This window comes from Vibrio sp. 10N.222.52.B7 (assembly GCF_041474275.1).
Lineage (GTDB): Bacteria > Pseudomonadota > Gammaproteobacteria > Enterobacterales > Vibrionaceae > Vibrio > Vibrio crassostreae_C.
Window position 1 is genome coordinate 1 of sequence record NZ_JBFRTU010000406.1, and the last position, 226, is coordinate 226.

The window sequence follows — 226 nt, forward strand, 5'->3', positions numbered from 1 at the left end:
GATTAACCACGATTTATATCAGCTGCCTAATTCCCTATTGTTTGCATTACGTACGTTTCTTTTATCACGATCTATCAGAAATTTAAGAGGCCAATCAAGTTCCCATTGTTCAATGTTGGTTAATGCTAGTCGATTCACTAATGTTCAAAGCCAACTTAAAAATCGTTTACATGAAGCGCTAGAACGGATTCAAAACGCTTTGAGGATAAACTCATCTTCAACAAGA

The 226-nt window shown here is 35.8% G+C and carries 1 protein-coding gene; it reads left to right on the plus strand.

Going from position 1 to position 226, the window contains the following annotated elements:
* Nucleotides 1-37: 37 nt before the first annotated feature.
* A partial coding sequence (locus AB4512_RS23430; RefSeq protein ID WP_372175921.1) for a Z1 domain-containing protein occupies nt 38-226 on the plus strand: 189 nt, incomplete at its 3' end.